At 64.3% G+C, this 24,532-nt stretch carries 20 protein-coding genes; 11 read left to right on the forward strand and 9 right to left on the reverse strand.

Translation table 11 applies throughout. From position 1 onward, the window contains the following. The first annotated feature begins 7 nt into the window (after window positions 1-7). Complete coding sequence (locus ACS13N_RS20190; RefSeq protein ID WP_021192985.1) at window positions 8-313, forward strand: hypothetical protein; 306 nt, start codon at window positions 8-10, stop codon at window positions 311-313. A gap of 21 nt (window positions 314-334) precedes the next feature. Here ACS13N_RS20190 and ACS13N_RS20195 read toward each other — a convergent pair whose 3' ends face one another. From ACS13N_RS20195 to ACS13N_RS20215, 5 genes are all read right to left on the reverse strand, one after another. Continuing rightward, entirely contained in the window at window positions 335-580 is a 246-nt protein-coding gene (locus tag ACS13N_RS20195; RefSeq protein ID WP_438933389.1) for a hypothetical protein, read from the reverse strand. Window positions 581-708: 128 nt separating this feature from the next. Next, window positions 709-1,164, reverse strand: coding sequence for a ferric iron uptake transcriptional regulator (gene fur / locus ACS13N_RS20200; protein WP_438933390.1), 456 nt, complete (start codon window positions 1,162-1,164; stop codon window positions 709-711). Window positions 1,165-1,588: 424 nt separating this feature from the next. After that, complete coding sequence (locus ACS13N_RS20205; protein ID WP_438933391.1) at window positions 1,589-2,833, reverse strand: CynX/NimT family MFS transporter; 1,245 nt, start codon at window positions 2,831-2,833, stop codon at window positions 1,589-1,591. Further along, window positions 2,812-3,267: a nucleoside deaminase gene (locus tag ACS13N_RS20210; protein WP_438933392.1), complete on the reverse strand. Its 456-nt coding sequence runs from the start codon at window positions 3,265-3,267 to the stop codon at window positions 2,812-2,814. The genes ACS13N_RS20205 and ACS13N_RS20210 overlap by 22 nt, the downstream gene beginning before the upstream one ends. Before the next feature lie 27 nt (window positions 3,268-3,294). Beyond that, the gene (locus ACS13N_RS20215; protein ID WP_438933393.1) at window positions 3,295-3,975 is read right to left on the reverse strand and encodes an ankyrin repeat domain-containing protein; all 681 of its coding nucleotides are present in this window, start codon (window positions 3,973-3,975) and stop codon (window positions 3,295-3,297) included. A 99-nt stretch (window positions 3,976-4,074) separates the two neighbouring features. On the opposite strand from ACS13N_RS20215, the gene ACS13N_RS20220 reads away from it, so the two are divergent. Both ACS13N_RS20220 and ACS13N_RS20225 read left to right on the forward strand, forming a co-directional pair. Continuing rightward, window positions 4,075-4,968 (forward strand): LysR family transcriptional regulator, encoded by an 894-nt coding sequence (locus tag ACS13N_RS20220; RefSeq protein WP_438933394.1) that lies wholly within the window; start codon window positions 4,075-4,077, stop codon window positions 4,966-4,968. A 25-nt stretch (window positions 4,969-4,993) separates the two neighbouring features. Next, on the forward strand, window positions 4,994-5,380 hold the full coding sequence (locus ACS13N_RS20225; protein WP_438933395.1) for a GFA family protein: 387 nt from the start codon (window positions 4,994-4,996) through the stop codon (window positions 5,378-5,380). Between the two features lie 59 nt (window positions 5,381-5,439). Here ACS13N_RS20225 and ahpF read toward each other — a convergent pair whose 3' ends face one another. Together ahpF and ahpC are read right to left on the reverse strand one after the other, a co-directional pair. Beyond that, window positions 5,440-7,014, reverse strand: a complete 1,575-nt coding sequence (ahpF, locus tag ACS13N_RS20230) for an alkyl hydroperoxide reductase subunit F (RefSeq protein WP_438933396.1) — start codon at window positions 7,012-7,014, stop codon at window positions 5,440-5,442. 124 nt (window positions 7,015-7,138) lie between these two features. Further along, a complete protein-coding gene (ahpC, locus tag ACS13N_RS20235) occupies window positions 7,139-7,702 on the reverse strand; it encodes an alkyl hydroperoxide reductase subunit C (protein WP_021192992.1) in 564 nt (187 codons plus the stop codon). Between the two features lie 406 nt (window positions 7,703-8,108). Between ahpC and treS the strand changes: the two genes are divergently transcribed. From treS to ACS13N_RS20270, 7 genes are all read left to right on the forward strand, one after another. After that, window positions 8,109-11,615, forward strand: coding sequence for a maltose alpha-D-glucosyltransferase (gene treS / locus ACS13N_RS20240; protein WP_438933397.1), 3,507 nt, complete (start codon window positions 8,109-8,111; stop codon window positions 11,613-11,615). A gap of 14 nt (window positions 11,616-11,629) precedes the next feature. After that, entirely contained in the window at window positions 11,630-13,528 is a 1,899-nt protein-coding gene (gene treZ, locus ACS13N_RS20245; RefSeq protein WP_438933398.1) for a malto-oligosyltrehalose trehalohydrolase, read from the forward strand. Window positions 13,529-13,537: 9 nt separating this feature from the next. Continuing rightward, window positions 13,538-15,805: a 4-alpha-glucanotransferase gene (gene malQ, locus ACS13N_RS20250; protein WP_438933399.1), complete on the forward strand. Its 2,268-nt coding sequence runs from the start codon at window positions 13,538-13,540 to the stop codon at window positions 15,803-15,805. 124 nt (window positions 15,806-15,929) lie between these two features. After that, a complete protein-coding gene (locus ACS13N_RS20255) occupies window positions 15,930-17,174 on the forward strand; it encodes an MFS transporter (protein ID WP_438933400.1) in 1,245 nt (414 codons plus the stop codon). Between the two features lie 55 nt (window positions 17,175-17,229). Further along, complete coding sequence (locus ACS13N_RS20260; RefSeq protein ID WP_438933401.1) at window positions 17,230-18,150, forward strand: amidohydrolase family protein; 921 nt, start codon at window positions 17,230-17,232, stop codon at window positions 18,148-18,150. A 124-nt stretch (window positions 18,151-18,274) separates the two neighbouring features. Beyond that, window positions 18,275-19,027, forward strand: coding sequence for a class I SAM-dependent methyltransferase (locus ACS13N_RS20265; protein WP_438933402.1), 753 nt, complete (start codon window positions 18,275-18,277; stop codon window positions 19,025-19,027). A gap of 190 nt (window positions 19,028-19,217) precedes the next feature. After that, entirely contained in the window at window positions 19,218-20,678 is a 1,461-nt protein-coding gene (locus ACS13N_RS20270) for an ATP-binding protein (RefSeq protein WP_438933403.1), read from the forward strand. Here the strand turns inward: ACS13N_RS20270 and ACS13N_RS20275 are convergent. Further along, on the reverse strand, window positions 20,617-21,120 hold the full coding sequence (locus tag ACS13N_RS20275; RefSeq protein WP_438934457.1) for an acyl-CoA thioesterase: 504 nt from the start codon (window positions 21,118-21,120) through the stop codon (window positions 20,617-20,619). The genes ACS13N_RS20270 and ACS13N_RS20275 overlap by 62 nt on opposite strands. Before the next feature lie 305 nt (window positions 21,121-21,425). Between ACS13N_RS20275 and ACS13N_RS20280 the strand changes: the two genes are divergently transcribed. Next, the gene (locus tag ACS13N_RS20280) at window positions 21,426-22,811 is read left to right on the forward strand and encodes an ATP-binding protein (protein WP_438933404.1); all 1,386 of its coding nucleotides are present in this window, start codon (window positions 21,426-21,428) and stop codon (window positions 22,809-22,811) included. 14 nt (window positions 22,812-22,825) lie between these two features. Here the strand turns inward: ACS13N_RS20280 and ACS13N_RS20285 are convergent, their stop codons facing one another. Further along, window positions 22,826-24,481, reverse strand: coding sequence for a diguanylate cyclase domain-containing protein (locus ACS13N_RS20285; RefSeq protein ID WP_438933405.1), 1,656 nt, complete (start codon window positions 24,479-24,481; stop codon window positions 22,826-22,828). Window positions 24,482-24,532: the final 51 nt, after the last annotated feature.

A 24,532-nucleotide genomic window follows, 5' to 3' on the forward strand; every position in this document is an offset into this window, starting at 1 on the left:
ACGCATCATGACCGAAGAACTGCTGGTTCAGTTGATTGCGGAAGTCGAGAAGGAAGACCCGGTGGATTTCGCCAACCTGCCCTTTGACGAGCAGATGCTGCGCGACCTGGTCTGCAAGCTGGTCTCGCGCCAGCTGACGCAAATGGAAGATGCCCACTTCAGCCAGGACGAGGTGATCGTCTCGCTGACGGCAAGCATTGCCAAACTCGTGCTGGAAAATCTCGTGCTGAATGCGCGCCTGCTGGCACAGCAAGGGCACGGCGAAAGCGCCCGCGCACTGCTCGAGCGTATCGCCCGGCAAGCGAAGGGCTAGCGAAGGGCTAGCGCCCAAGCATTACGCCACCACGTTGTATTGCGTGCGCGCCCGCGTCAGCAGACGCTTGGCGACCGACAGGCCGCGAATGGCGGCGGCATCGTCATCGCTTGGAAAATCGAATTCGGCACTCCAGTTGCAACCGGTGTGATCGGGCCGGTGAATGCACATGGTGCGCAACTCGCAATTGGCGCATTCCGGATGTTGCTGAACGCAGCGGGCCAGCAGGGTCTTGAGTTCATCTTCGGACTTCAGACGGCGTTGCATCGGCATCTCCTGGGTAACACGATGTGTTGGAACCCACGGCAGCGGATGAGTTTCGCCACGATCTCGCCGATGATGTTTCAGGGCGTAACTGGGCCAAACGCGCGGGTCACATCCATGTGAAGTGCACCCTAGGCATTCAGCCCAACCGCGTCCCGCGCACCGGCACTGGCCTGACACGCCGGGCACACACCGTACAGCGCCAGCGCGTGATCGCGCAGCACAAAGCCACGCTCACTTGCCACGTGCTCCTGCCGCGCCTCAATGGCGTCGTCATGAAACTCTTCCACGCGGCCGCACGACATGCAGATCAGGTGATCGTGATGCGCACCCTCGTTGATCTCATACACCGCATGGCCGGCCTCGAACGTATGACGCAGCAGCACACTGGCATCCACCAGTTGGTTGAGCACGCGGTAGACCGTCGAGATACCGATGTCGAGATCCGACGTCAGCAACTGGCGATAAACGTCTTCCGCACTCAGGTGACGGCCGTGGTCCGTGCCGGCAGCAAGAATTTCCAGAATCTTGACGCGCGGTGACGTGGCTTTGAGCCCAGCACGGCGCAGGTCGGTCGAATTTGGCATGGCGTTCGGGGGCGTAAGGCTAGGAGTACAGCGTAGACAGCGCAGCAGGGCCGGAAGCGGCGTCGCAATCGTGCAGACGGGGGTTCCGAAAAAAGACGGCATGGCTGGCGGCCCGGGAAAGTCGCAGTCGGGAAAGCGGGGTCTGAGTGCTTTCCCGACTGTCGGGCGGCTTGCTACTGCCAAACGCTCTGTGTGTCAGAGCGGTCCCCACAAAAGACCGGTTGCTGGGGCGCCCTGCACTGACAGGCGAGCGCACTCACAGCGGAATTCGGTTCGACAGGTTGCGCTTGGCGGTTTGTCCATCGGCTGCAACACTGTCGATGGACAAACTATAAATGCGAATGATTCGCATTACAAGACTTTTTTGCAAACCGCCGAAAGCCCTTGTGGGGATGGGGTCGGGAGGCGCGTTAAAGGAGGCGCGTTAGATACGCCCCATGGCACTGGCGTAGCCGGCCGGCGCAAAGCGCAGCGTTGCGACCATGGCGGCGATCACGATGGCAATAAGCAGCAGCCACGGCACCTGAAAGCCGCCCGTCAATTCGCGCAGCCAGCCCACTGCGTAGGGAATGATCCCCGTGATGATGAAGCCGATGCCTTGCACGAACGCCGCGAGATGACCCGCAGCGCGCGCATCAGGCAGATGGTCGAGCGTGAGCGTCAGGCAGAGCGAGAACATCGACCCCAGGCCGCAGCCGATCAGCGCGATCCACAGCGCCGTTCCGGCTTGCGGTGCGAGCAGCAGGCCGGCCATCCCCACCAGTTGCGAGAACAACGCCGCCAGCAGCCACGGGCGCCGATCGCTCCAGCGACGCGCCAGCAACGGCGCCCCAAACGCGCCGGCCACCTGGAAGATCGTCATGACGCCGATCAGGCCGCCGGCATCCTGCGCACTCCAGCCGAGCTGGCGATAGAACATTGGCAGCCACGCAATCATGCTGGTGTAGCCGCCGTTGGCGCCGCCAAAGTAGACGGCCAGCAGCCATGCGCGCCGATTGCCGAAGAAATTCAGCACTGGCCCGTGCTGCGTGGTTGGCAGCGCCTCGCGCGGGCGGGCAGTCACCCACAACACCAGTGCGGCCAGCGCCGGCAACACCCAGATGCCAAGGCCCACGTGCCAGTCGGCCACGTGCGCAATGCGCGGGCTGAGCGTGGCCGCCATGCCGCCGCCCGCCATGAGCGAAGCGGAATACAAACCCAGCGTGACCGGCACGCGCTGCGGAAACCAGCGCTTGATGATGCCCGGCACCAGTCCCTGGATGATGGCCACGCCAGTACCAGCCAGCGCGGCACTGGCGATCAACGCGATGCCGCTACCGGCCCACAGCCGCCACAGGCATGCACCGGCAATCGCCAACAGGCTGCACGTCACGCCGCGATGCTCGTTCACCCAGCGCGCCAGCCAAGGCAGGAACAGCGCGATGCTGCCCATGCACAGCACCGGAATCACCGTCAGCAGGGACGCACCTTGCAAGCTGAGCCCCGTGCCCGCGCGAATCTCCGCCAGCAGCGGGCCGATGGTCGTGAGAATGGGGCGCAGGTTCAGGCCAAGCACAATCACCACCAGCACGCCGATCCAGCCGGCATCGGCGCGCGCGGGCGATGCAGCGGACGCGGCCGGCGCGACCTGCTGTGCAGTCGCCTCGGTCACGATTGATGCGCCTTCCATGTTTCGTACAGGCCCTGCTCGCCGGCGGGGCGCAGTGAACGCATCTGCAGCGCACGCGCCTGCGGCTCTCGCTTCAGCTCGTCATAGATGGCTGCGGTGGACATGCCGAACGGCTCGCCGTCCTCGTTCGAATAAGCGAAGCACGCCGCGCGGATGCCGCAGCGGTGCATGGCCGCAAAGCACATCGGGCACGGATGGCCGCTGGCGTACATGACGGCGCCGCTCATATCCGGCGTGGCCAGCAGATGGCTGGCCTGGCGGATGGCCTGCATCTCGGCATGGGCGGTCGGGTCGTTGGTGGTGTGCACCTCGTTGACGGCGCGGGCGACGATTTTGCCGTCGCGCACCAGCACGGCGCCGAACGGCGCGCCGCCAGCGTTGATGTTGGCGCGGGCCAGTTCCACAGCCTCGCGCATGTATTGTTCATCGGACATCGTGATCTCCTGAATCCTGAAAGGTGCTTAGCGGGCGCCGGCTGCAACGAGCATGTCGGCAATCGCCTTCTGGCCGCGTTCTCGGGCATGCTGCAGCGGCGTCACGCCCTTGTTGTCGGCCAGGTTGACGTTGGCACCGTGGTCGATCAGCAGGCGGACGATCTGCTGATGGCGCGGCCCGCCGTCACTGAGCAGGATGGCTTCAAGCAAGCCCGTCCAGCCAAGGTTGTTGATGTGATCGGGGTCAACGCCGGCTTCGAGCAGCGTCTTGACGACCTCCACATGGCCGCGCTCGCAAGCCGGAATCAGCGCGGTGCCGCCGTAGCGGTTGGTGCTTTTGAGGTTGGCGCCGTGGCTGAGCGTCATGCGCAGGATGTCCAGGTGCCCTTCGGCACCGGCCAGCAGATAGGCGCTGTCCAGGCGCTTGTTCTGGGCGTTGACGTCTGCGCCGGCATCAATGAGCACACGGGCGGTGTCGACGTGATTGCCCTGCGTAGCAAGCAGCAGTGGCGTGCTGTTGCCGCCGTCACGCACATCCACCGATACGCCCTGCTTGAGTTGCTCGGCCACCTTTGCTGTCTCGCCCTTGGCTGCTGCATTGAGCAGCCACGCCGGTTCACCGGCCGCAACGCAACCCGTTGTGGCACCTGCTGTGACACCAGCGGCACACATCGTCACCATCCAGCGCTTCCAGACACGCAACGCCATCTCGGCTTCCTCCTGGCAATCGGAATAACTGGCCGATTATGGTTGCGCGCTGATGTATGTTCAAATTAAATGATTGAATGCACATCAGTGGGTTATCAAATGATTGATCTGATCTTGCTGCGCAGCTTCGTCACGGTGGTCGACACCGGCAACTTCACACGGGCGGCGGAGCATCTGCACCTCACGCAATCGACGGTGAGCCAGCAGATCCTGCGGCTGGAGCAACAACTGAACTGCCGCCTGCTCGACCGCAGCCAGCGGCAGGTGCTGCCCACCGAAGAAGGCGACCGGCTGCTCGGCTACGCACGCCGCCTGCTGCGCCTGGCCGGCGAGGCCAGCGAGGCGCTCAGCCCGCAACACACCGAGGGCGTACTGCGCCTGGGCGTGCCGGAAGACCTCGGCAGCGGCGCACTGATGCCGCTCATCGCCAGCTTTGCGCGCGAGCGCCCGCGGTTGCGGCTGGAGGTGGAAAGCGGCCTCTCTCACCACCTCTTGCGGCTGTACCGCAATGGCGATCTGGATATGTTGCTGGTCAAGCAATGGGGCACCGATAGCGACTGCCATGCACGCTGGGCAGAACCGGTTTGCTGGATCGACAGTGCGGAACGGCCACACACGCTGCCGCTCGGGCCAACGCAGCCCGCGCTGCCGCTGGTGGTGTTTCCGGTGGGCGCGCTGTATCGGCAGGAAATGCTGCACGCGCTGGAATCGCTCGGCCAGGCGTGGCGCATCACCTATTCAAGCCCGAGCCTGGCAAGCCTGTGCGCGGCCGTCAGCGCGGGGCTGGGCGTAAGCCTTCTGCCGGCCAGCACCATGCAGCCGGGGCATCGCGTCCTTGGCGCTGCCGATGGCTTTCCTGAGATTGGCGGGTTGGAGTTGGCGCTCTTTGCGCGGCCGGACCTCGACAGCGCGGGCCGCGTGCTGCGCGACCGTCTTGTGGAGATGTGCAGCGAGCGGGCGACAGCGCTGCAAACCGGGGCGTATCCTGCTTGACCCCACACATCGCGGAGAGACCACGATGCAATACACGGGCACATGCCATTGCCAAGCCGTCGCCTTCACGTTCGATGCAGAACTCGATGAACTGATCCGTTGCAACTGCTCACTGTGCAGCAAGCGCAATGCGCTGATGGCAAGCGTGCCGCGCGAGCGGTTCCACGTTACGCGTGGTCAGGACGCATTGCGCTCGTACCGCTGGAACACCGGCGTGGCCCAGCACTACTTTTGCGGGACATGCGGCATCTACGTCTATCACCAGCGCCGCAGCAATCCCGCGTTGCTCAGCGTCAACGCATGCTGCATTGACGGCTTGGATGTCGCCACGCTGCCTGTGCGGGAAGTGGATGGCAAGAGCCGAAGCGTGGTGAATCCGCAGATGCACAGCGGCCAGGAAAATCGTCGCTAGAAAAGAAAAAACCGGACCCGCTTATCGCAAAGTCCGGCTTGGTACGGCTCCGTTCAGCTTCAGGCAGCTTCGGCCAGCGGCACCCGGATCAGGTGGTCAAACGCCGACAGCGCAGCCTTGGCACCATCGCCAGTAGCAATGATGATCTGCTTGTACGGCGTGGTGGTCGCATCGCCTGCGGCAAACACGCCTTCCGCGCTGGTCTGACCGCGCGCGTCGACAACGATCTCGCCAAAGCGGTTGCGCTCCACTGCGCCATCCAGCCACTCGGTGTTGGGCACCAGGCCGATCTGCACGAACACGCCTTCCAGCGCGACTTCATGTTGCGTGCCGTTCGTGCGGTCCGTATAGCGCAGGCCGTTAACCTTCTCGCCGTTGCCGGTGATCTCGGTGGTCTGCGCGTTGGTGACGATGGTCGCGTTCCGCAGGCTTTGCAGCTTGCGTACCAGCACCGCGTCAGCGCGGAGTTGATCGCCGAACTCCAGCAGCGTGACGTGGCTCACCAGGCCGGCCAGGTCGATGGCCGCTTCCACGCCCGAGTTGCCGCCGCCGATCACGGCCACACGCTTGCCCTTGAACAGCGGGCCATCGCAGTGCGGGCAGTACGCCACGCCCTTGTTCTTGTATTCCTGCTCGCCGGGCACGTTCACATTGCGCCAGCGTGCACCGGTCGACAGGATGATCGAGCGGCCCTTGAGCACCGCACCGTTGGCCAGCGTCACCTCGGCAAAACCGCCCGGTGCATCGGCCGGCGTGAGCTTGACCGCGCGCTGCGCGTTCATGATGTCGACCTCGTACTGGCGCACGTGCTGCTCGAGCGCGGCGGCAAACTTCGGCCCTTCGGTTTCCGATACGGAGATGAAGTTCTCGATGGCCAGCGTGTCCAGCACCTGACCACCAAAGCGCTCGGCCACCACGCCGGTGCGCACGCCCTTGCGTGCCGCGTACACAGCCGCAGCCGCACCAGCGGGGCCACCGCCGACGATCAGCACTTCATACGGCTCCTTGGCGGCGAGCTTTTCAGCGTCACGCGCTGCTGCACCGGTGTCGATCTTGGCGAGGATTTCTTCCACGCCCATGCGGCCCGACCCAAACGTTTCGCCGTTCAGGAACACTGTCGGCACCGCCATGATCTTGCGTTGCTCGATTTCGTCCTGGTACATGCCGCCGTCAATGGCGACGTGCTGGATGCGCGGGTTGATCACGGACATCACGTTCAGCGCCTGGACCACGTCCGGGCAGTTCTGGCACGTGAGCGACATGTAGGTCTCGAAGCGGAAATCCCCTTCGATGTTGCGAATCTGTTCGATGACGTCGGCTTCAAGCTTGGGGGCATAGCCGCCCACTTGCAGCAGCGCCAGCACCAGCGAGGTGAACTCGTGGCCGGTCGGGATCGCGGCAAAACGCACGCTCACATCGGCGCCGGTGCGGCGGATCAGGAACGACGGCGCACGCTCTGCCGCGTCGCGTTGTTCGGTCAGCACAATCATGCTGGACTGCTCGGCCACATCACGCAGCAGGTCCATCATGTCGCGGGAGCCCTCGCTGTCATCGACGTTGGCGACCAGCTCAATGGGCTGCACGAGGCGTTCGAGGTAGGCCTTCAGTTGGGCCTTGACATCAGCATCCAGCATGACGACTTCCTTTATTCGTTTTGCGTCTGTAACAGGGCGCGACACATGCCGCCGCCCTTAAGCAAACGGCCGGCAGAGCCGGCCGTTTTTCATGCTGCCCTGAGGCAGCAAACAGCCTTGAAACTTAGATCTTGCCGACCAGGTCCAGCGACGGCTTGATGGTCTTGGCGCCTTCGTTCCACTTGGCCGGGCACACGTTGCCCGGGTTGTTGGCGACGAACTGGGCAGCCTTGAGCTTGCGCAGGGTTTCCTTCACGTCACGGGCGATGGCGTTGTCGTGCACTTCCAGCGTCTTGATCGTGCCTTGCGGATCGATCACAAACGTGCCGCGCAGGGCCAGGCCTTCTTCCGGAATGTGCACGCCGAAGGCGTTGGTCAGGGCGTGGGTCGGGTCACCCACCAGCGGGAACTGGGCCTTGCCCACAGCCGGCGACGTTTCGTGCCACACCTTGTGCGAGAAGTGCGTGTCGGTCGTGACGATGTAGACCTCGGCACCAGCCTTCTGGAATTCTGCGTAGTTGTCAGCAGCGTCTTCCACTTCGGTCGGGCAGTTGAACGTGAACGCGGCCGGCATGAAGATCAGCACGGACCACTTGCCCTTGAGCGACTCTTCCGTAACGGTGATGAACTTGCCGTTGTGGAAAGCTTCGGCCTTGAACGGTTGAACTTGAGTATTGATCAGCGACATAGTGGTTGGGTTGGTTGGGTTGACGACGGGAGTGATCGTATCGTGACCCGTCATATTGTACAAATTGATTGATACGATCGATTTGATTACTAAATACTATTATACACCGATGCGGTGACAGCTTGCTGGGCCAGCTTCCCGCGCCTCGCCCAGACCCAAGCCGGCCCAAAATTACAAACCCGTGCGCAAGCTGCGCACGACGCACCCCAGGGTCATGCCACCACACGCGTCGCCACCCGTGAGATTGGCTGGCTTCCCAGGTCACGCGTGGGTTGCGGCCCCTCAGGCATGGCATTTGCACAGACCGTGAATTCGCCAACCCGCCGCGCGCCGACCGCATCACGCTCTCTGGTCGAACGCACGTTCGCCGTCTGGTGCAGCGCCGGCTCATGGAGGATCTCCTGTCATGACGCGCAACCCGACCGCGCTGCTGGTGGATGACCCGCTCTGGTACAAGGACGCCGTCATCTACCAGTTGCACGTCAAGTCGTTCTGCGATTCGGACAACGACGGCATCGGTGACTTCCCAGGCCTGATCTCCAAGCTCGACTACATTGCCGAGCTGGGCGTGGACGTCATCTGGCTGCTGCCGTTCTACCCGTCGCCTCGGCGCGATGACGGCTACGACATCGCCGAGTACCGCGGAGTTCACCCCGACTACGGCACCATGGCCGACGTGCGCCGCTTCATTACCGAGGCGCATGCGCGCGGCCTGCGCGTCATTACCGAGTTGGTCATCAACCACACGTCGGATCAGCACCCGTGGTTCCAGCGCGCCCGGCGGGCCAAGCCGGGTTCTGCACTGCGCGACTTCTACGTGTGGTCCGACCACGACAAGAAATACGCCGGCACGCGCATCATCTTCATCGACAGCGAGCCCTCCAACTGGACGTGGGACCCGGTGGCCAAGGCCTACTACTGGCACCGCTTCTATTCCCACCAGCCGGATCTCAACTTCGACAACCCGCGCGTGCTCAAGGCCGTGATCGGGGTGATGAAGTTCTGGCTGAACCTGGGCGTGGACGGCCTGCGGCTGGACGCGGTGCCCTATCTGGTGGAGCGCGAAGGCACCTCCAACGAAAACCTGCCCGAGACGCACGCCGTACTGCGCAAGCTGCGCGCGGCCATGGACGCCGAGTTCAAGAACCGCCTGCTGCTGGCCGAGGCCAACCAGTGGCCCGAAGACACGCAGGAATACTTCGGCGCCGGCGACGAATGCCACATGGCATTCCACTTTCCACTGATGCCACGCATGTACATGGCGATCGCGCGTGAAGACCGCTTCCCGATCACCGACATCATGCGGCAGACACCGGAAGTGCCCAACACCTGCCAGTGGGCGATCTTCCTGCGCAACCACGACGAGCTGACGCTGGAGATGGTGACCGACGCCGAGCGCGACTACCTGTGGGAGGTCTATGCCAGCGACCGACGCGCGCGCCTGAACCTCGGCATCCGCCGCCGCCTGGCACCGCTGCTGGAGCGCGACCGGCGCCGCGTTGAGCTGATGAACAGCCTGCTGTTCTCGATGCCCGGCACGCCCGTCATGTACTACGGCGACGAGATCGGCATGGGCGACAACATCCACCTGGGCGACCGCGACGGCGTGCGCACGCCCATGCAGTGGTCGCCCGACCGCAACGGCGGCTTCTCGCGCGCCGACCCGGAGCAGCTCGTGCTGCCGGCCATCATGGGCTCGCTGTACGGCTATGAATCGGTGAACGTGGAAGCGCAGAGCCGTGACGCGCATTCGCTGCTGAACTGGACGCGGCGCCTGTTGGCGACACGCAGGCAGCACCGCGTGTTCGGGCGCGGCAGCATCCACTTTCTGCAGCCGTCCAACCGCAAGGTACTGGCCTACATTCGCGCGCTGGAAGATGAACCGCCAATGCTGTGCGTGGCGAATCTGTCCCGCGCTTCGCAGGCAGTGGAGCTGGATCTGTCGAACTATGCGCAGCGCGTGCCGATCGAGCTGGTTGGCGGCACAGCGTTCCCGCCCGTCGGGCAACTGCCGTATCTGCTGACGCTGCAGCCCTATGCCTTCTTCTGGCTGGAGTTGCGTGAGAACGAGCCCGGCCCAAGCTGGGCGCAACCGGCCGCCGAGCAGTTGCCGGAGTTCATGACGCTGGTCTTGCGCTCGGGGCTGGATACGCTGTCCGACACGCGCCAGCGCGAGGCCCACCGCCAATCGATCGAGCACGAGGTCCTGCCGACCTACCTACCAATGCGTCGCTGGTTTGCTGGCCACGAGAACGCGCCGCACGACGGTGACGTGCTGCATAACACGGATGTGCTGCGCAGTGCGCGCTTTGCCTGGGGCGCAGCAGTGCCGGTGGATGCCTCATCCACCAACCGGCCGTTGGCGGGCGCAACACGGCCTGAGGTGTTCTTCAACGAAGTCGTTGTCACGCTGAGCGATGCAGATGGCGTGGAGCGCATCGAGCGTTATCTGCTACCCCTGTCGATTGCGTGGGAGTCCACCACCCTGCCCGCGCTGCCTGTGCAACTGGCGCTCGCCCGCGTGCGCCGCGGCCGCCACGTCGGCTATCTGACCGACGCCTTCACCACCGAAACCTTCGCCCGTGCGCTGCTTGCCAACCTCGTGCGCGGCGCCACGCTGCAGGCCAGCGACGGCACGGTGCGTTTCCTGCCGGAACCCGGTATTGCCGACGCTGCCAGAGCCGCCGCCCCCGAGGCCCGCTTGCCGCTGGCGCCCGACGCGCACGTGCAATGGCTGGCACCGGAGCAGTCTTACAGCACGCTGGTGATCGACGACGTGGTGATGGTCAAGCTGATGCGGCGGGTCTGCCCGGGCACGCACCCAGAGGCGGAGATGACGCGTCACCTCACGCGCGCCGGCTATGCCAACACCGCCGCGCTCATCGGCGAGATCACGCACGCCGGCCCGGTGGGCGAACCCGCCACGTTAGTGGTTTTGCAACGCTACGTGCCCAACCAGGGCAATGCCTGGAACTGGGTGCTCGACTACCTGCGCCGCACCATCGACGAGTTGGCCGTGCAGGCCGAAGCCGTGTCTTTGGGCGACGGCGAGATCGCGCCCACGGCGGCATCGGAATCGCGCACCGACACCAACGAAGCGCTGGCGAGCTACCTGGCGCAGATCGGCGCCATCGGCACGCGCCTGGGCGAGTTGCATGCTTTGTTGGCCCAACCGAGCGACGACCCGCGCTTCGGCACACGCCCCGCAGATGCAGACGATGTGCGCAACTGGTCGGCACGCGTGCGCGGGCAGGTCACACAGGCGCTGAACCATGTGGAGGCGTGGCAAGACGCACACGCTCCGCACGAACCTGCCGAATGGCTGCTGTTGCAACGTGATGCGCTGCCGGCTGCCATCAGCGCATCGGCGCAGGCCGGGCTCGGTGCCACGCTGTCGCGCCTGCATGGGGATTTCCATCTCGATGAAGTGCTCGTCTCGCAAGGCGACGCATTCCTGGTCAACTTTGGCGGCGACCCGGCATTGCCGGTTGAGGTGCGCCGGCGCAAGGACAGCCCGCTGCGCGACGTCGCCAGCCTGTTGCATTCGCTGGACGATGTGACCGAGGCCATGCGGCAAGGCCCCGAGCATGTGACGGGGCCGGTGCAGGAGCGTCGCGATCAACTGCTCGAACGCTTCCGTGCGGCGGCTGCGGAGCACTTCCTGCAGACCTATGCGGATGCCGGCGGATGCCCGATCCACCCGGAACTGCTCAACCTGTTCCTACTGGAAGACGCGGCCCGCCACCTTGATGCGGACACCGCCAGCCGGCCGGCCTGGCTGCCGGTTCCGCTGGCCGGCCTTGTGCGTGCGGCACGGCGCCTGCTTGGTGTGGAACCTGAGCCTGCGAAAAACGCCACCACCACGCTCACCCCCATCGGCCCTATCGACGATAGCCCGGAACCCACGCTATGACTGCTGCAGTACCCATGTCGCAACCCGTACCCCGCGCGCGCTTCACGCATGACCTGCCGTTTGGCGCTACCTGCCTCGGGCCGGATCGCACGCGCTTCCGCCTGTGGGCACCGGACGCCACCGAGGCGTGGATCGAAATCGACGCCGGCTACGACCGCAGCGGCCGTAGCGACGCCAACGCCATCCGCATGGAGGCGGAACCCGACGGCTGGTACGCGGCCGTTGCGCCAATCGGCGCCGGCTTGGGCTACCGATACCGCGTGACCGACCGCAATGGTGTCACCCTTACCGTGCCCGATCCGGCAGCCCGCGCGCAGTGGCAAGATCTCTATGGCCCCAGCCTGGTGGTCGACCCGGCGCGCTACCTGTGGCGCCACGCCGACTGGCAAGGCCGGCCCTGGCAGGAGACCGTGCTGTACGAGCTGCACGTCGGCGCCATGGGTGGCTTCAACGGCGTCCGTGCGCGGCTGCCCGAGCTGGCGCGGCTGGGGGTCACCGCCATCGAGCTGATGCCGCTGGCGGAGTTTCCGGGTGCACGCAATTGGGGCTACGACGGCGTGCTCCCGTTCGCACCGGACGCCAGCTACGGCTCGCCCGACGAACTCAAGGCGCTGATCGACACCGCGCATGGTCTCGGGCTGATGGTCTTCCTGGATGTGGTCTACAACCACTTCGGGCCCGACGGCAACTACCTGTATCACTATGCGCGCCGCTTCTTCCATGAGGGCACGCACACGCCGTGGGGTGCCGCGTTCGATTTCCGCCAGCCTGTCGTGCGCGAATTCTTCATCCAGAACGCGCTGATGTGGCTGATGGAGTATCGCTTCGACGGCCTGCGCCTGGACGCCGTGCAGGCCATTGGTGAACGCGACTGGCTGGGCGAGCTGGCTGCACGCGTACGCCAGGCAGTCGAACCTGGGCGCTACGTGCACCTTGTGCTGGAGAACGAGAACAACGCCGCATCGCTGCTGCGTGGTGCGACAACGTTGCCTGCTGCTCAGGATAGCCGCCCAGCTGACACGACGGGCTCATTCGAAGCGCAGTGGAACGACGACGGCCACCACGCGCTGCATGCCTTGCTTACGGGCGAGCACGAAGCCTATTACGCTGCCTACGCCGATGCGCCGGCCAAGCGCCTCGCACGCGTGCTGCAAGAAGGCTTCTGTTACCAGGGCGAGCCGTCTGCGCTGCACAACGGCGCCCCGCGCGGCGAACCCAGCGGCGCGCTGCCGCCCACGGCCTTCGTGCTGTATCTGCAGAACCACGATCAGATCGGCAACCGGCCGCTCGGTGAACGGCTCACCCGCCTCGCGCACCCAGAAGCCTTGCACGCCGCACAGGCATTGCTGCTGCTGTGTCCGCAGATCCCCCTGCTGTTCATGGGCGAGGAGTGGGGCAGCCTGCGGCCGTTCTATTACTTCACCAGCCACCATGGCGCGCTGGCGGATGCGGTGCGAGAAGGCCGGCGGCGTGAGTTCGGGCGGTTCTCGGCGTTCTCGGACCCGCTCAAGCGCGAGCGCATTCCCGACCCGAACGACGAGCGCACCTACCAGGCGTCCTGGCCCGGCGAGGCCGAACTCACCAACCCCGAGCACCTCGCCTGGCTCAACCGCACGCACCGGTTGCTGGCGCTTCGCCACGCGCAGATCGTGCCGCGCCTGGTGGGCGCGCGCGCGTTGGATGCCGTGCCGCTCGGCATCACAGGTGCGGTGGGGCGCTGGCGGCTGGGCGACGGCAGCGTGCTGACACTCGCCGTCAACCTGGGGGCGCAGCCGGTATCGCTGCCGACGGCATTGGCCGGCAACCCATCCGACCTGCTCTATGAATCGCGCGACGGCGCTGCCGCCACACTGGCCACGCATCAAGTGCCGGCACACGCCTGCATCGCCCTGCTGACGCAGCCCTCGGACTGAGCCCACGCCATGAACCACGTGCCCCACACATCCAACGATGCACTGCATGGGCTGGCTGCGCAGGCGGGTCTGCAAGTCGAGTGGAAAGACGCTGCCGGCAACACCATGTCCGTGAGCGACGACGTACTGCGCACCGTGCTGGGCTGCCTGGGCCTGCCTGCCGCCACCGCTGCGGAGGCCGCGGACAGCCTCGCGCGCCTGCATGCCGAAGCCGACAACCTGACCGTGCCCGCGCTCGTCACCGGCGTGGTTGGCCAACCCATCGCGCTGGAGACCGCGTCGCGCCAACTGGCTGTGCTGGCGGGCCGGCCATATCGAGTCGACTACGAACATGGCGACGGCACCGTCGAAGGTACCGTCGGGGCCGACCTCAACCGCGCCATGCTGCGACTGGCGCCCATACCGAGGGCCGGCTATCACCAGTTGCGCATCGACACGGGAGCAGGCAGCAGCATCGAGGCCACACTCGCCGTTGCACCGCCGCGCTGCTATGCCGTGGCCGATGCGTTGAAAGCACGCGGGCGCTTGCCGGGCGCACGCTTGTGGGGCAGTTCAGCGCAGCTCTATGGACTGCGTTCCGCCAGCGAGCTGGCGTCGCTCTCCGCCGGGCTGGGCAGCTACGCAAACGCAGGCGCGCTGGCGCGCAGCCTCGCGCAACACGGCGCCGATGCGCTGGCTTTGAGCCCGGTGCACGCCATGTTCAGTGCAGACCCGCATCGCTATTCGCCGTATTCGCCGTCGAGCCGGCTGTTCCTCAACGCGACGATGATCGACCCTGTCGCGCTGTTCGGCGAGCACGCCATGCGACAAGTGGTAGCCGACTGCGGCCTGACCGACATCTACGCGCGGCTGGAAACCGCACAGCTGATCGACTGGCCAGTCAGTGCCACGGCTCGACTGACAGTGCTGCGCGCATTGCATCAGCAGATGCAGCAACAGGTTGCCGCAGGCGATGAAACCGCCCGGCAGCTACACGAAGATTTCCAAACGTTCTGCGCCGCGCGTGGCCAAGGCCTACTCGACCACGCCCATTGCGAAGCGCTCGACGCCGACATACGTGCGCGCGATCCGCAGACATGGCATTGGAAGCAATGGCCCGCAGCGTATCAATCGCCATCCAGCCCGGCCGTGCACGCATTTGCCCGCGACCATGCGGACACCGTCAACTTCCACCTGTTCCTGCAATGGGCGGCCGCACGCCAATTGGCGGCCGCGCAGCGCAGCGCGGAAGACGCCGGCATGGCCATCGGCCTGATTGCCGATCTGGCCATTGGCACTGACAGCGCAGGCAGCCATGTGTGGAGCCGGCAGCAGGACGTGCTGATTGGCATGACGGTGGGCGCGCCGCCCGACCTCTTCAACACGCAGGGGCAGAACTGGGGCCTCACCACGTTCAGCCCGCGTGCCATGCGTTCGCAGGGCATGGGGGAAGGCTTGCGCGCCTTCATTGAGATGCTGCGCGCGGTGATGTCCACGCCTGGCGGCGTACGCATCGACCATGTGCTCGGGCTGATGCGGCTGTGGGTGATTCCGGAGGGGGCATCGGCGCTGGATGGCGTGTACCTGCGCTACCCGCTGCAGGACCTGCTGCGGCTGATTGCGCTGGAGTCATGGCGCAACCATTGCATCGTCATCGGTGAAGACCTTGGCACCGTGCCAGGCGGGCTGCGCGGGCAACTGGCCGACACCGGCCTGCTCGGCATGCGCATCCTCTGGTTCGAGCGCGAGGAAGAGGTGGCCCATCACCCATTCCGCCCACCGCAAGACTGGGCACGCACCTCGGTGGCAATGACCAGCACGCACGATCTCTCCACGCTGGCAGGGTGGTGGGTCGGCCGCGATCTGCACTGGCAAGGCAAACTCGGGCTACTGCCCGCCGGCGTGGATGAAGCACAGGCACACGTGCTGCGCATGGCGGATCGGCATGCGCTGGTCGAGGCCTTCACACGCCAGAACCTCGCCACCGCCACCTTGCTGACAGCGCTGGAGGCGGCAAGCACGGCAAACGCCGCTGACGCAGATGCCATCCTCACCGCCACGGCTGACGATTTCGCGACCGCGGCCACGGCGTACACCGCCGCTGCACCGCTGCCGCTCATCATCGTGCCGATGGAAGACCTGCTCGGCCTGCCGGAGCAACCGAACCTGCCCAGCACCATCCACACACATCCCAACTGGCGCCGCCGGCTACCCGGGCCTGCAGACACGGTGCTGGATGATCCCGCTGCGCAGGCCCGCCTAGCGGCGCTGGCGCGCGCCCGCACCGACATCGCCTAGGGCTTCCGCACGGGTTAACACCAACTGCGTCGCCTTGATGCTGGCCCTAGAATTCCTCTATTCATATAGATGACTAGAGCAATGTGCTTTCCGAGCATTGCCCACGTCACCCGGAGGAGACCGCATGTTCGGCTGGTTCAAAGAGATTTCAAAAGGGGAGAAGCGCACCTTCTGGGCGTGCTTTGGCGGCTGGGCACTCGACGCGCTCGACGTGCAGATGTTCAGCCTCGTCATTCCCACCATCATCGCGGCGTGGCACATCGACAAGACCGAGGCTGGGCTGGTGTCGGGCATCACGCTGGTGGCATCCGCGCTGGGCGGCTGGATTGCCGGCGCGTTGACCGACCGCTTCGGCCGCGTGCGCACACTACAGATCACGGTGCTGTGGTTCTCGATCGCCACGTTCGCCTCGGCCTTTGCGCAGAACTTCGAGCAGTTCCTGGTGCTCAAGGCCATTCAGGGCTTCGGCTTTGGCGGTGAATGGGCCGCGGGCGCCGTGCTGATGGCCGAGAGCATTCGCGCCAGCCACCGAGGCAAGGCCATGGGCACCGTGCAAAGCGCATGGGCCGTGGGCTGGGGCGCTGCAGTGCTGCTGTATGCGCTCACGTATTCCCTCATCGAACCGGACCTCGCCTGGCGCGTGATGTTTGCCGCGGGTCTGCTGCCGGCGCTGCTCATCATCTACATCCGCCGGGGCGTGCAGGAACCCGTCGTTGCCAAAACGGAAGTGAAGGCAGATGCGATGCCGGTGTCGCGCTTTCCGCTGCTCGACATCTTCCGCCCGCAGGTGCTGCGCATGACGCTGATCGGCGGGCTGCTGGGCGTGGGTGCGCACGGTGGCTACTACGCGCTGATGACGTGGCTGCCAACGTATCTGAAGACGGAGCGCCACCTGTCGGTGCTCGGCACGGGCGGCTATCTGGCGGTGATCATCTTCGCGTTCTGGTGCGGCTGCGTGGCCAGCGCGTGGCTGCTGGACGTGATCGGCCGGCGCGGCAACATCCTACTGTTCTCGTGCTGCTGTGTGGTCACCGTGCTGGTGTACCTGCTGGTGCCGTTGTCTGACGGCGCGATGCTGGTGCTGGGCTTTCCGCTGGGATTCTTTGCCGCCGGTATTCCGGCCAGCATGGGGGCGTTGTTCAACGAGCTGTATCCGCATGGCGTGCGCGGCACGGGCGTGGGCTTTTGCTACAACTTCGGCCGCGTGGTGTCTGCCGCGTTTCCGGTGCTGGTGGGCAAGATGAGCGCGTCGATGTCGCTCGGCACCGCCATCGGCATCGATGCGGCCATCGCATATTCGATCGTCGCGCTGGCCGTGCTGATGCTGCCCGAAACACGTGGCCGCGACCTCGCCGCCGTCACGGCCTGAACCCCCATCACAAGATCATGACGACGCTCTTCATCCGTCGCCAACAGGAGACCCCATGCCCACTCGCCGCGCCTTCAACACCGGGTTGCTTGCCATGCTAGGTTCCACTGCCCTTGCCGGATGCGCGACCAACGGCGCGCGCGACGTTTCCACATCGGGCACATCACGCATCACCGGCATCGATACTCACGCACACGTGTTCGAGCGCGGCCTGCCGCTGGCCAATGCGCGCCGTTATGCGCCGGATTACGACGCGCCGCTGTCGGCCTACCTCGCGCAGCTCGACGCGCATGGCCTGTCGAACGGCGTGCTGATCCAGCCAAGCTTTCTGGGTGTCGACAACAGCTACCTGCTGGCCGCACTCAAGCAAGCGCCGCAGCGCCTGCGTGGTGTCGCCGTCATTGATCCGGCCGCACCCGAGAGCCTGCTCGCGCAGATGAACACCGAGGGCATCGTCGGCATCCGCCTGAACCTGATCGGCGCACCAGACCCACAGTTGAAGTCGCCCGTGTGGCAAGCCGCGTTGGCACACCTGCATGCGCTTGGCTGGCATGTGGAGCTGCACGTGGAGGCACGTCGCCTGCCCGCACTGCTACAGCCGCTTCTGGAAGCGCAGGTCAACGTCGTGGTCGACCACTTCGGCCGCCCCAACCCCGAACTGGGTGTGGACGACCCCGGCTTTGGTGCATTGCTCACTGCCGGCCGCACGCGCCGTGTGTGGGTCAAGATTTCTGGCGCTTACCGAAACGGAAGCGACGGGCGCGGTGAAGCCATCGCGCAAGCCGCCCTACCGCGCCTGAAGGATTCGCTCGGCATGGACCGCCTCGTCTGGGGTAGCGACTGGCCGCACACGCAGTTCGAATCGCAGATCAGCTACGACAAGACGTGGGCCTTCCTTGACCTGCTGCTGCCCAACGCAGCCGACCGCAAGCAGGTCCTGGTCGATACACCTGCGCACCTGTTCCGCTTCGTCTAAGCAGCCGGCGCCATAGCCTCAGAGCGTTGGCGCGATACCCCATTTCGCCAATCACGAATTTCGCTGCACCGACCACGCTCCTACACTGGCCGCTCCCCGTCCCCACAAGAACAAAGGAGCAGCCATGCAGCAGCATCGACTCGTCGACCAGCAGTTCGGCCAGGTGGCCCAGGCCTATCTGACCAGCGCCGTACACGCCCAGGGCGCTGACCTGGAGACGCTGGCTGCGCTGGCGCAATCGATGCCGCATGCCAAGGTGCTCGATCTCGGCTGCGGCGGCGGGCACGTGAGCTTTGCCATGGCACCGCATGTGACGGCCTTGGTGGCGGCCGATCTGTCGGAAGACATGCTGGCCGTGGTGGCCGCTGAAGCTGCCAAGCGCGGCATCAAGCAACTGCATACGCAGGCCGCCCGCGCGGAAAGCCTGCCTTTCGATGACGGCGCGTTCGACATCGTCGCCACCCGTTTCTCCGCCCACCACTGGTACGACGTACGCGCCGGGCTGGCCGAGGCGCGCCGCGTGCTCAAGCCCGGCGGCAAGCTCGTCATCGTTGACATCGTTGCGCCGGAAACGCCGCTGCTCGACACGCTGCTGCAAACCGCCGAGGTGCTGCGCGATGCGTCACACGTGCGCGACTATCGCGTGTCCGAATGGCAGGCCATGCTGGCCGAGGCCGGCTTCCAACCGGGCACGCCGCGCACCTGGAAGCTAACGATGTCCTTTGATTCGTGGATTGCCCGCATCCGCACGCCGCAGGTGCGCGCCGATGCCATTCGCGACCTGTTCGACCGCGCGGCCGATGAGGCACGCCAGTACTTTGCCGTGGCACTCGACCATTCGTTTGCTATCGACGCGATGATGATCGAAGCGGTTTAGTCCGTTTTGTTCCATCCGTTGGAGGGGGGCCTTGCCGGGTGCCCTTTTTGGGCTTTCGTTTAAGCCAGAATGAAAAAGATGTGACATCGGAACCCGTGCGCGAAGGCGGAGAAAGCCAGTACTCTTGAGGGTCGCCGACAGCCCGTGTCGGTAGTGGTACCCCGGTGCGATGCGCCGGCTTCCGACCCTCATGTACGCCCTTTTCCCCGCCTTCGTCTCGTCGCTGTTCCTGTTCTACGGCGTTTATGTGCTGAGCACACGCGGTCGGACACGTGCAAGCTTGGCGTTCTTCAGCATGACCGTCCTCACCAGCCTCTGGCAGGGGCTGTGGGCATTCCTGTTTCAGACCAGTGATGCCAGCGTTGCACACCTCCTGGCGAAGCTCGGCTGGGTCGCCATCCTGATTGTCCCGACGGCGTTCTATCACTTCATGGCAGAGATCTCGGAGCGGGTGGAAGAGCGCCGCTGGATTCTCGCCTCGTACACGCTGGATGCCGTGTTGATCGCGTTACTGCTGGGCAGCCATTGGGTGATCGCCGGCGTCTGGCATTTTCCGTTTGGGTTCTATCCAAAGGCTGGCCCGCTGGAAGCCGTTCATATTGTCCAGACGGTCGCGTTGGCGCTGCGCAGCGCGTGGCTGCTGTATGCCGCACAACAACACGCCACGGCGGAAAAACGCAAACGCCTGTGGGTCTGTCTGTTCGGTCTCGGGCTCTATACGCTTTCCGCCACGGACTACGCAGTCAACTATGGCGTTGCACTCTATCCGCCTGGCGTGATTTTCATTGCCGCCAGCCTGGGCATCATCGCGGTGGGCGTCGTGAAGTTCGACCTGATGCATCCGTATGCATTGGCTGCCACGGTGGCGCACGAAGTCCGCACGCCACTGGCGACCATCCGGCTGCAAGCTGGCGAAATCGCACGCGCGTGGCCCGACCTGTTTCGCGGCTACCAGTTGGCCGTCGACAATGGCCTGTGCAACGATCGCGAACCACTGTCGCCTGCTGTTCTCGAGCGCGTTTCCAAACTGGCTGGCGCCATCAACGCAGAAGTTGCCAGCGCACACAGCATCATTGAAATGGCGCTTGCCTCGGTCACGCTGGAACGCCTGGACAAGCGCACGTTCAGCGCGCACTCGCTGCACGGCTGTGTTGCCATGACGATGTCGCAGTATCCCTTCCAACCGGGCGAACGTGAGCGGGTTCGTGTCCGCGAATTTGACCCTGGCTGGCACTTCGTTGGGTCCGACACGCTGCTGATGTATGTCCTGTTCAACCTCATCAAGAACGCCCTGCACGCCATCCAGATCGCCAGGAAAGGCCAGATCGAAATTTCTGCCCGACGCGACGGCGATGTGCATGTGCTTGAGGTACGAGACGATGCGACCGGCATTTCACCCGAGGTACTTCGCCGCATCTTCGATCCGTTCTTTTCCACCAAGCATCACGGCAAGGGCGCAGGCGTTGGTCTGATGTTCTGTCGCCGTGTCATGCAGGCTTTTGGTGGCCGTATTCAATGTGAGTCCGTAGTTGGGGAATACACGCTGTTCTCCATGCGGTTTCCCCAAACCTCAACGATTCAGCAAAGCGTTACGCAGTTGCCAACGGCACCTCCGTCTCCAGCAACTCGTAGTCCTTCGCACGCTGCATAACGTGCTCGGGTAGCCGCTGGATACTGCGGTCACTGCCGGCAATCACGATCTGCTGGTAGCCAAGTGATACCAGCCTCCCGCCGGACATGAAGCGAAACAACAGATAAGCCGAGCAGGACCGAATACGGAACGTATTCAGATAGCAATCGACCCGCTGGAAGGGAAAGGTCTCTTCCACAAACTCCTGATGTGCCCGCTTTGTGATGAAAATCACGTTGCCGCCCACTAGGTTTGCATCGACGCACTCGTAAAACCATCGCTCACGCGCAACACCCTGCCATTCGAAATAGCGAGAGAAATAGGTGTTGGCGAAAGCGTTGGAGTCTTTCAAATACACATCGAAAGCGTGATGGAAAGTCTGGCGTGCCGAAAATGGGGCGGAAAGCTCTGCGTTGCGCAGGTACTGATCGACAACTGCGTCAATGGATTGGCCTGTCGGCATTGTGTGCTCCGTCAATGGAATGGCTGCAAGCGGCAGCCACGCATGCATGGGAAACCCCACGCATGCATCCATTTTTGCGATGCTCGTTAAGCTTTGTAACAGGCAAATTGATTACCCCACGCGATACGCTCTATTTCTGTTTCGAGGTACAACGCCGCACGCGGCGGCGGCTCAAGGCAGTCCAAGCGGGATCTCAACAAAACACACGAGATCGATACGCTCGCATACCCCGCAATTACTGCTACTTTTGAGAACCATCGACACTTTGCGTCGTGAATATCGCCTTTTAACCGGCCTCCAATTCCATGTACGCGCTGTTACCGATTTTTGTTTCGTCTCTCTTCTTGCTCTGCGGTATCCATGTGCTTACAACGCGATGGCGAACACGAGCGGGCCGCGTGTTTTTCTGCCTGACCGTTCTCATCGGCGTGTGGCAGGGGCTGTGGGCATTTCTATTTCAGACGAGTGACATCAACACAGCGCGCATGCTGGCCAAAGCGGGCTGGGTGGCGATTCTCGTGCTGCCCACCACGCTTTACCACTTCGCAACGGAGGTGGCGGAACGCCCGGAGGAGCAACGCTGGCTAATTGCAGCGTACGCACTGGACGTCGTGCTCATCGCCCTGTTGCTGGGTAGCGAGCTGATCATCGCCGGCGTGCGGCATTTCCACTTTGGTTTCTATCCGAAAGCCGGTCCGTTGGAAGCCTTGCATATCGTCCAGACCGTTGCGCTGGTGTCGCGCAGCATGTGGCTGTTGTATGTGGGCCAGCAAAACGCTACGGCTGAGAAACGCAAACGGCTGCGGACGTGCCTGTTTGGTGTCGGGTTGATTTCGCTGTCTGCGGTGGACTACGCAACGAACTATGGCGTTGCGATCTACCCGCCCGGTGTCTTGCCGCTTGCCATTGCCCCCGGCACGATCGCTGTCGGCATCATCATGTTTGACCTGATGCGCCCCTACGCGCTCGCGGCCACCGTCGCGCACGAAGTCCGTACACCGCTGACGACCATCCGCCTGCAGGCCGCTGAAATCGCACGTGCATGGCCCGAACTCTTCCATGGATACCGACTGGCGGTCGAACACGGTCTATGCCAACCGCCTTCGCAGCCCGGCATGCTGGAGCGCGTATCCAAGCTGGCGGGAACCATCTCGTCCGAAGTTGCTTCGGCACATGGTGTGATTGACATGACGCTAGCTTCGGTCACGCTGGAACGACTGGATCGCCGCACCTTCGCCACCCACTCGTTGCGCGAATGCGTGAACACAGCGCTGGCGCAGTACCCTTTCCAATCCGGTGAACGAGAACGCATTGCGCTCCGCGACTTCGACACCGACTGGCGTTTCATCGGCTCCGACACGCTGCTCGTCTATGTGCTGTTCAACCTTCTGAAGAACGCCCTGCATGCCATTCAGATCGCGCACAAAGGGCATATCGAGATTGCGTGCCGGCAAACGGAGGAGCGCTACGTGCTGGAGGTACGCGACAGCGCGACGGGCATCCCGCCCACCATCCAGCGCCGCATCTTCGACCCCTTCTTCTCCACCAAGCATCATGGCAAGGGCTCGGGCGTCGGGCTGACCTTCTGCCGACGCGTGATGCAAGCATTCGACGGCAGCATTCAGTGCGAATCCGTGGTGGGGGAGTACACGCTGTTTTTGATGTGGTTTCCTAAACCACTGCCAAGCTGATCACGACTGCAGACTCATTCCCCGCCTGAGACGCTGCGCAACCCCGGCGCAGCATGATGAAAACGCAACGTGTTCCGCCCGTTGCGCTTGGCTTCATAGAGCGCCGTATCCGCATGCTCGAACAGCACGTCCAGGCGCTCGCCATCGGGCGTGACCGTCACCACGCCGGCTGACAGCGTCACGTATTGCGCCACGGTAGAAGCCGCATGCGGGCGCGCCCGCTCGGCCACCGTGGCCACCACATGTGCCACGACACTGCGTGCATCGTCCAGGCTCAGGTCGAACAGCATGGCGATGAATTCCTCGCCACCCACGCGGGCGATGAAATCATCAGGGTGGCGGCAAGCCATGCCCAGCGTGTCGGCCACCATGCGCAGGCAGTCGTCGCCCTGCAGGTGGCCGTAGGTATCGTTGTATTGCTTGAAACAATCGATGTCGAACAGCGCGAGCGTGACAGGGCGATTGTCGCGGCGCGCATGGTCCAGCAGGCGCGGTGCCTGCGTCTCGAAAAAGCGGCGGTTGAACAGGCGCGTGAGCGCGTCACGGTTGACGTCGTTCTCGAGCAGGCTGAGCTTGGCCTGCGTACGTTGCAGCTCGCCACGCAGTGCATCTTGCGCGCTGGCCATGCCGGCACGCTGCAACTGTTCGACCGTCACGTCGCGCAACAGCAGGAACACACCGGTGTGCCGGCCACGCGCGTCAATCAGCCCTTCGAGCGTGATCTCCAGTGTGCGACCGGTGTCGTGCAGCCAGACCTGGTGGCGATTGGGCAGGCGCGTGCGTTCAAACTCGCGCAGGATGCTCGGCACGCTCAGCACGTCGGGCGGCAATGCGTGCAGCCGTGCGGTCGGCAGCAGGTAGCGCGCTGCCGCGTTGATGCTGGCGACGGTGCCATCGCGCGCCAGGACGATGCAGCCATCGCGCATGGCTTCGATGATCTTGCCGCGCGCGTAGGCGGCGGTATCGCGCAGGCGCGGGCGCAGCACAACCCAGCCAAGCAGCGCGGTACTGATCGCGAAGGTAGCGGGTGTGAGGTCGCCACCCAGGGCCGTGGTCCAGTGCTGTAGATAAGCCAGATGCGCCACCAGCGGCAACAATTGCCCGCCCACAAGCGCCAGCCGCACCTGCGTGCGCGTGGCGGCGTGGGCATACAGCACGTTGACAGCGTCGCTGGTAGGCAGCGTCAGCAACACCAGGCTCATCGCCAGCAATACGTAGTTGTAAGCAGTGCCAACCCAGAACACCGGCCCATGGGCAAAGACCGCCCGCTGCACGCCGTCAATGACGACAAAGCGCGCGTCGAGCCAGACAAGGTGATGCAACGCATTGGTGGCAACCAGCCCCAGGAAGGCCGCGGCCACCAGCAGTGCGAGCACCCAGCCCGCACGCACGAGTGGCAGCGCGTTTAGCTCGGGCCGCGTGAGGCCGAGCACCAGGCGCAGCCACGCGGCCGGCACCATCATGATCCCGAGGTAGGCCACCTTGGCCCAGCCCACACGCACGGGCATGTCGAAGGTGACGACCTCCATGAGCCGCGCACCGCTCCACAATGCAGTGCCCAGCGCCAGCAGCATGAAGGCGGAGACTTCCGCATCGTCACGACGCGGCCATGACAGGCCAATCAGCGCAATGGAAACGAGGCTGGCACAGGCCAGCGCAGCGATCAGCACGATCCACGCTCCCGATGCCCGAGAGAATGCTGGCGGAGGTGATCGCCAACC

This window comes from Ralstonia sp. 24A2, assembly GCF_051783885.1.
In the GTDB taxonomy this organism is placed as follows: domain Bacteria; phylum Pseudomonadota; class Gammaproteobacteria; order Burkholderiales; family Burkholderiaceae; genus Ralstonia.

What these genes read in the sequence shown, in the direction of transcription:
- treZ (WP_438933398.1), top strand. Translation starts at nt 11,630, where the DNA reads ATGTCGCAACCCGTACCCCGCGCGCGCTTCACGCATGACCTGCCGTTT.
- ACS13N_RS20225 (WP_438933395.1), top strand. Translation starts at nt 4,994, where the DNA reads ATGCAATACACGGGCACATGCCATTGCCAAGCCGTCGCCTTCACGTTC.
- ACS13N_RS20215 (WP_438933393.1), bottom strand. Translation starts at nt 3,975, where the DNA reads ATGGCGTTGCGTGTCTGGAAGCGCTGGATGGTGACGATGTGTGCCGCT.
- ACS13N_RS20220 (WP_438933394.1), top strand. Translation starts at nt 4,075, where the DNA reads ATGATTGATCTGATCTTGCTGCGCAGCTTCGTCACGGTGGTCGACACC.
- malQ (WP_438933399.1), top strand. Translation starts at nt 13,538, where the DNA reads ATGAACCACGTGCCCCACACATCCAACGATGCACTGCATGGGCTGGCT.
- ACS13N_RS20260 (WP_438933401.1), top strand. Translation starts at nt 17,230, where the DNA reads ATGCCCACTCGCCGCGCCTTCAACACCGGGTTGCTTGCCATGCTAGGT.
- ahpC (WP_021192992.1), bottom strand. Translation starts at nt 7,702, where the DNA reads ATGTCGCTGATCAATACTCAAGTTCAACCGTTCAAGGCCGAAGCTTTC.
- ACS13N_RS20275 (WP_438934457.1), bottom strand. Translation starts at nt 21,120, where the DNA reads ATGCCGACAGGCCAATCCATTGACGCAGTTGTCGATCAGTACCTGCGC.
- ahpF (WP_438933396.1), bottom strand. Translation starts at nt 7,014, where the DNA reads ATGCTGGATGCTGATGTCAAGGCCCAACTGAAGGCCTACCTCGAACGC.
- ACS13N_RS20280 (WP_438933404.1), top strand. Translation starts at nt 21,426, where the DNA reads ATGTACGCGCTGTTACCGATTTTTGTTTCGTCTCTCTTCTTGCTCTGC.
- ACS13N_RS20205 (WP_438933391.1), bottom strand. Translation starts at nt 2,833, where the DNA reads ATGGAAGGCGCATCAATCGTGACCGAGGCGACTGCACAGCAGGTCGCG.
- ACS13N_RS20270 (WP_438933403.1), top strand. Translation starts at nt 19,218, where the DNA reads ATGTACGCCCTTTTCCCCGCCTTCGTCTCGTCGCTGTTCCTGTTCTAC.
- fur (WP_438933390.1), bottom strand. Translation starts at nt 1,164, where the DNA reads ATGCCAAATTCGACCGACCTGCGCCGTGCTGGGCTCAAAGCCACGTCA.
- ACS13N_RS20255 (WP_438933400.1), top strand. Translation starts at nt 15,930, where the DNA reads ATGTTCGGCTGGTTCAAAGAGATTTCAAAAGGGGAGAAGCGCACCTTC.
- ACS13N_RS20195 (WP_438933389.1), bottom strand. Translation starts at nt 580, where the DNA reads ATGCAACGCCGTCTGAAGTCCGAAGATGAACTCAAGACCCTGCTGGCC.
- ACS13N_RS20210 (WP_438933392.1), bottom strand. Translation starts at nt 3,267, where the DNA reads ATGTCCGATGAACAATACATGCGCGAGGCTGTGGAACTGGCCCGCGCC.
- ACS13N_RS20265 (WP_438933402.1), top strand. Translation starts at nt 18,275, where the DNA reads ATGCAGCAGCATCGACTCGTCGACCAGCAGTTCGGCCAGGTGGCCCAG.
- ACS13N_RS20190 (WP_021192985.1), top strand. Translation starts at nt 8, where the DNA reads ATGACCGAAGAACTGCTGGTTCAGTTGATTGCGGAAGTCGAGAAGGAA.
- treS (WP_438933397.1), top strand. Translation starts at nt 8,109, where the DNA reads ATGACGCGCAACCCGACCGCGCTGCTGGTGGATGACCCGCTCTGGTAC.